Origin of the sequence: Paracoccus sp. (in: a-proteobacteria) (assembly GCF_047973135.1) — a bacterium.
Classification (GTDB): domain Bacteria; phylum Pseudomonadota; class Alphaproteobacteria; order Rhodobacterales; family Rhodobacteraceae; genus Paracoccus.
Genome location: NZ_JBKEBL010000243.1, coordinates 1 through 5,364, shown reverse-complemented (window position 1 = coordinate 5,364; position 5,364 = coordinate 1). Strand labels below are relative to the sequence as shown.

At 63.3% G+C, this 5,364-nt stretch carries 4 protein-coding genes and 1 pseudogene; 2 read left to right on the top strand and 3 right to left on the bottom strand.

Annotated features, from left to right (window positions below; genetic code table 11):
* Nucleotides 1-300: 300 nt before the first annotated feature.
* On the bottom strand, nt 301-1,611 hold the full coding sequence (locus ACK5L9_RS18250; RefSeq protein ID WP_416912881.1) for an NAD(P)/FAD-dependent oxidoreductase: 1,311 nt from the start codon (nt 1,609-1,611) through the stop codon (nt 301-303).
* A 268-nt stretch (nt 1,612-1,879) separates the two neighbouring features.
* On the opposite strand from ACK5L9_RS18250, the gene ACK5L9_RS18245 reads away from it, so the two are divergent.
* Entirely contained in the window at nt 1,880-2,560 is a 681-nt protein-coding gene (locus ACK5L9_RS18245) for a hydrolase (protein ID WP_416912880.1), read from the top strand.
* Between the two features lie 59 nt (nt 2,561-2,619).
* On the opposite strand, the gene ACK5L9_RS18240 is transcribed toward ACK5L9_RS18245, so the two are convergent.
* On the bottom strand, nt 2,620-3,975 hold the full coding sequence (locus ACK5L9_RS18240) for a glutamine synthetase family protein (RefSeq protein ID WP_416912879.1): 1,356 nt from the start codon (nt 3,973-3,975) through the stop codon (nt 2,620-2,622).
* Entirely contained in the window at nt 3,972-4,673 is a 702-nt protein-coding gene (locus ACK5L9_RS18235; RefSeq protein WP_416912878.1) for a type 1 glutamine amidotransferase, read from the bottom strand. The genes ACK5L9_RS18240 and ACK5L9_RS18235 overlap by 4 nt, the downstream gene beginning before the upstream one ends.
* Nucleotides 4,674-4,825: 152 nt before the next feature.
* Here ACK5L9_RS18235 and ACK5L9_RS18230 point away from each other — a divergent pair.
* Nucleotides 4,826-5,364 (top strand): annotated as a pseudogene (locus tag ACK5L9_RS18230) (alanine--glyoxylate aminotransferase family protein); the annotation flags it as partial.

The window sequence follows — 5,364 nt, the reverse complement described above, 5'->3', positions numbered from 1 at the left end:
GGCGGGTCTGAGAGCGCTTCAAACCCGATGCAGGCGACGATTAAAAATCCCACAACTATGGGAACTCTGGGAAAACTGACTCATGGTGAGGCCTGGCGACTTTCTTTTGATTGTTTTGTCAGGCTATAACCATTTGATTTCACGCTGATGCTGCGCCAATTTGATGATCAAATTGGCTTCCGTCAGCTACATTCGCGGCTTTGCCCATTAGCGCCTGCCTGAACATGTTTGATTTCGCGGTATTTTCATTCGAAAACAGGCGTTTGCCGTTCGGGCTGTCGCGGCGGGTGATCAGCCGGGTCAGAATCCCAGCCTGTCGCGCAGGCCGTACCAGGCCATACCCGCCACAAGCAGCGGGGTGCGCAGCGCCCGGCCACCCGGAAATGCCCGGCCGGGCACCGCCGCCATCGCGTCAAAGCCCGCGGCCTGACCGGCGATGGCCTCGGCCATCAGCCGCCCCGCCAAGGTCGCCAACGCGACTCCGTGGCCCGAAAAGCCGCTGGCCGACAGGCAATTGGGCGCGGGGCGGGCGAAGCAGGGCATGCGGTTCATGGTGATTGCCAGCGTTCCGCCCCAGGCATGGGTCAGCGCCACGTCGCGAAGCTGCGGATAGACCGACAGCAGATGCGGGCGGACCATGGCCGCGATGTCGCGCGGAAAGCGGTAGCCCATCGTCTCTCCGCCGCCAAAGATCAGTCGGCGGTTGTCGTCAAGCCGCCAGTAATTCACCACGAATTTCGTGTCGGCGACGGCGGGGCGATAGGGCAGGATTTCGGGAAAGCGATCACCCAGAGGCTCGGTCGCGACAATGTAATTGTTGATCGGCATGACGTGCGCGGCAACTCTGGGTGCAAGATGGCCCAGATAGCCATTGCCCGCCAGCACCAGATGATCGCAGACCACCCGGCCGGTGTCGCAATGCAGGATCGTCCGCGCGCCCGGCCTCTGTGCATGGGTGATGCGCTGGACGGGGCTCATTTCGAATATCCGTGCACCGGCCCCCGCCGCCAGCCGCGCCATGCCAAGGGCAAGGTTCAGCGGGTGCAGATGCCCCGCCCCCCGGTCCAGATCGCCGCCGTCATAGGCCGTGCTGCCCGTCAGCGCGGCCAGCCCGGCCCTGTTCAGCGGCTCGATCCGGTCATAGCTGTAATGCCGTGCCAGATGATCCGCCAACCTTGCGGCATGGCGGGTTTCGGCCTCGCTGCGGCAGGCATGGGCCACGCCCTCCTGCACCGGCACCCCTGCCTCTGCTGCCAGATGGCGCGTCAGGGCCTTGGCCTCTTCGGCCAGATCCCACAGCCGCCGGGCGACATCGCGGCCAAGCCGGGCTTCCAGCCAGTCCACTTCTTGACGCTGACCCGAGCCAAGTTGCCCGCCATTCCGGCCCGAGGCCCCAAAGCCCGCGCGATGCGCCTCGACCAGCGCGACATCAAACCCGCGCCGGGCCAGATGCAGTGCTGCCGACAGGCCGGTATAGCCAGCCCCCACCACCGCGACATCGGCCCGCGTTTCCCCCTTGAGGCTGGGGAAAGGATCCAGCAGGTCGCGGGTCGCAGCATAGAGGCTGGGCGGATATTCGCCGCGCCGGTCATTGGCGTAAAGCAGGTTCATATGGCGCATCCCCGGACGCGGCCCCGTCCGGGCCATGCCCCCTACATGCCTCAGGGCGGCGCCAAGCTCCAGCCCTGCGGTCTGTTGCGGGGCGGGTTGTCAACCGGGGCGGCGGCAACGCAGCGTTCGATTTTTCAGAACAAGTCTAAGGTTGATTGTTCGTCACTATCGCCCAGATTCAGGGCATCGGCAGGGCAGGGCCCCCAAAGGGTTTGGCGCTGCCGCGATACGGAAAGCGTGAAAACGGAAAGCATGAAAGGAGAATGCCATGACTGCCCCCGCGAATTTCAACGGCGCAAGGCCGGTCATTGACCCCGACGATGCGGTTCTGCTGCTGATCGACCATCAAAGCGGGCTGTTCCAGACGGTGAACGACATGCCGATGACCACGCTGCGCCGCCATGCCGGTGCGCTGGCCAGCATCGCGACGCTGGCGAATATTCCGGTCATCACGACGGCTTCGGTGCCGCAGGGGCCGAACGGTCCGCTGATCCCGGAAATCCACCGGAACGCGCCACACGCAACCTATGTCGCCCGCCGGGGCGAGATCAACGCCTGGGACAACCCGGATTTCGTCAGGGCGGTCAGGGCAACGGGCCGCAAGACCCTGATCATCGCCGGCACGATTACCAGCGTCTGCATGGCCTTTCCCGCCATCAGCGCGATTGCCGAGGGCTATCGGGTCTTTGTGGTGATCGACGCCTCGGGCACCTATTCGAAGATGGCCGAGGAAATCACGCTGGCCCGTGTGGTTCAGGCCGGGGCCGTTCCGATGGACATGGCGGCGGTCGCCTCTGAGATCCAGAAGACCTGGCATCGCGACGACGCTCAGGAATGGGCCGAAATCTATACCCGGATCTTCCCGGAATACGGGCTGCTGATCGAAAGCCATGCCAAGGCCCGCGAGGTCGAGCATGACGGCGAGGAACTGGATTCGGCGCGGGGCTGACCGGGAACGGACAGCGGCGCGGCAGGGGTGCGCGAGGCCCCCTGCCGAGGATATTCCGTTCAGACGTTCAGCAGCAGATGTTCGCGTTCCCATGGGCTGATGACTTGCAGGAATTCCTTGTATTCGTTGCGCTTGACCGATTCATAGACAGCGATGAACTCATCCCCCAGAACGCCGCGCATCGGTACGCTTTCGGACATCAGATCCAGCGCGTCGCCCAGATTATAGGGCAGTTCGTCCTCGGACATATAGGCATCGCCCAAGCATTCGGCACGAGGGTTTTCTGCCTCCAGAAGGCCAAGATAGCCGCAGGCCAGACTGGCGGCGATGCCCAGATAGGGGTTGCAATCCATGCCCCCCAGCCGGTTCTCGACCCGCCGCGCCGCCGGGTCTGACACCGGCACGCGAAGGCCCGTGGTGCGGTTGTCACGACCCCATTCCAGATTGATCGGTGCCGCAAAATCAGGGACATAACGGCGATAGCTGTTCACATAGGGCGCCAGCAGCGCCACCGCCGCCGGCAGATGCCGTTGCATCCCGCCGATGAAATGCAGGAAAGCCCCGGTTTCGCTGCCCTTGTCGTCCGAGAAGATGTTCTTGCCGGTTTTCAGATCCACCACCGAGTGATGAATATGCATGGCGCTGCCCGGCTCACCCTCGATAGGCTTGGCCATGAAGGTCGCAAAACAATCATGGCGCAGGGCGGCTTCACGGATCAGGCGCTTGAAATAGAAAATCTCATCTGCCAACGCGACCGGATCGCCATGGTTCAGGTTGATCTCGACCTGCCCTGCCCCGCCTTCCTGCAGGATGCCGTCGATCTCGAACCCCTGCGCCTCGGCAAAATCATAGATGTCGTCGATGACCTTGCCATATTCGTCCACCGCCGACATGGAATAGGCCTGCTTGGCCATGGCGCGGCGGCCGGTGCGGCCCATGGGCGGGATGATCGGCTGGTTCGGATCGGTATTGCGCGCGACAAGGAAGAACTCCATTTCCGGCGCCACGACCGGCTTCCAGCCCTTGTCCTCATAAAGCTTGACCACCCGTTTCAGCACATTGCGCGGCGCTGTCGGCACCGGGTTGCCCTGCTGGTCGATGGCGTCATGGATCACCTGCAGCGTCCAGTCGGCCGTCCAGGGCGCGGCCGTCGCCGTGGTGAAATCCGGGGTCAGGATCATGTCCGGTTCGGTAAACGCACCGGATGGGTTGTCCGTCCATTCGCCGGTGATCGTCTGCAAGAAGATCGAATTGGGCAGATAGAACTTGTCCTGCCGCCCGAATTTCGAGGCGGGCATCGCCTTGCCACGGGCCACGCCTGCAATATCGGCAACGATGCATTCCACCTCATCCAGCCTGCGGCCCGCGATGAATTCCCGCGCCGCAGGTGGCAGCTTTTCGGTCCAGTCACTCATGCGGCACCCTTGTTCAAGGCAACTCGGGGCTGTTTGAAAAAGCTCTCGATCCGGTCGGCCATATTGCCGCTGGCCTTGGCCTCGCCCATGCGGTCGGCGGCGCGGTTCAGCAATTCATCGGGCACCACGCCTTTGGCACGGGTATCCATCAGGCCCTGGACGAAATCATCCTGAAACTCGGGATGCGCCTGAATGGTCAGCGCGCGGTCGTTATAGACAAGCGCCGCAGCCTCGCAGAATTCATTGCGGGCAATGATCTCGGCATCCTCGGGAAGTTCCACCACCTGATCCTGATGCCATGCGTTCAGCCGCAGCTTCTCGCCGCCGAAATCGTAATCCTGCGTGCCCACGGCCCAGCCGCCCTCATATTTGACGACCTTGCCACCAAGCGCCTGCGCGATGATCTGATGGCCGAAACAGACCCCGACCAGCGGAACCCCATCCGCATAGGCCTGCCGGATGAATTCCTCCAGCGGTGGGATGAAGGCATGCGGCTCATAGGCACCGTGGCGCGATCCGGTCAGCAGCCAGCCATCGGCGTCATGCACGCTGCCCGGAAAATCCATCTCCTCGACATCCCAGGTGGTGAAGTCGAAACCGCGTCCAGCCAGCAGCCGCACGAACATGTCGGGGTAGTCGCCCAAGTCTGCCTTCAACTGCGCGGGCGACTTGCCGCATTGAAGTATGCCGATACGCATGAAAAACCTGCGAAGTTACAAGATGGTTGAAAGGTAATCGCCCGACGGGGGGTGCCGCAAGGGGGCAAACCATATTGAATGCCCGCCCGCACTAGCGAAGCCCGCATTCGGGCGATACCCTGCCTGCAAACGCGCCATCAAAGGAACCCGCCATGCCCCATCTGCGCCCCGAGGTCGATCCCGACGGATTTGAGGAATTTTCGGTCGTCTTCACCGATCGCTCGCTGAACCACATGTCGCAGCGGTTCCAGCAGGTCATGCGCGACCTGTCCGCCATGCTGCGCGAGGTTTACAGCGCGTCGCAGGTGGCGGTTGTCCCCGGCGGCGGCACCTATGCGATGGAAGCGGTCGCGCGCCAGTTCGGCAATGACGCCCATGCGCTGATCGTGCGCAACGGCTGGTTCAGCTATCGCTGGAGCCAGATCTTCGAGACGGGCGGCTTTACGCGTGAGACCACCGTGGTCATGGCCCGACCGCAGGGCAACGAGCCCCAGCCCGCCTATGCCCCGCCCCCGATCGCGGAGGTCGTGGCGAAGATCCGCGAGACCCGTCCCGATGCGGTCTTTGCCCCGCATGTCGAGACGGCGGCCGGGCTGATCCTGCCCGATGACTATATCCGCGCGCTGTCTGACGCCGCGCATGAGGTCGGCGCGCTGATGGTGCTGGACTGCATCGCCTCGGGCACGATCTG

Coding starts and splice junctions, on each gene's coding strand:
- ACK5L9_RS18250 (WP_416912881.1), bottom strand. CDS start 1,611: ATGAACCTGCTTTACGCCAATGACCGGCGCGGCGAATATCCGCCCAGC.
- ACK5L9_RS18240 (WP_416912879.1), bottom strand. CDS start 3,975: ATGAGTGACTGGACCGAAAAGCTGCCACCTGCGGCGCGGGAATTCATC.
- ACK5L9_RS18245 (WP_416912880.1), top strand. CDS start 1,880: ATGACTGCCCCCGCGAATTTCAACGGCGCAAGGCCGGTCATTGACCCC.
- ACK5L9_RS18235 (WP_416912878.1), bottom strand. CDS start 4,673: ATGCGTATCGGCATACTTCAATGCGGCAAGTCGCCCGCGCAGTTGAAG.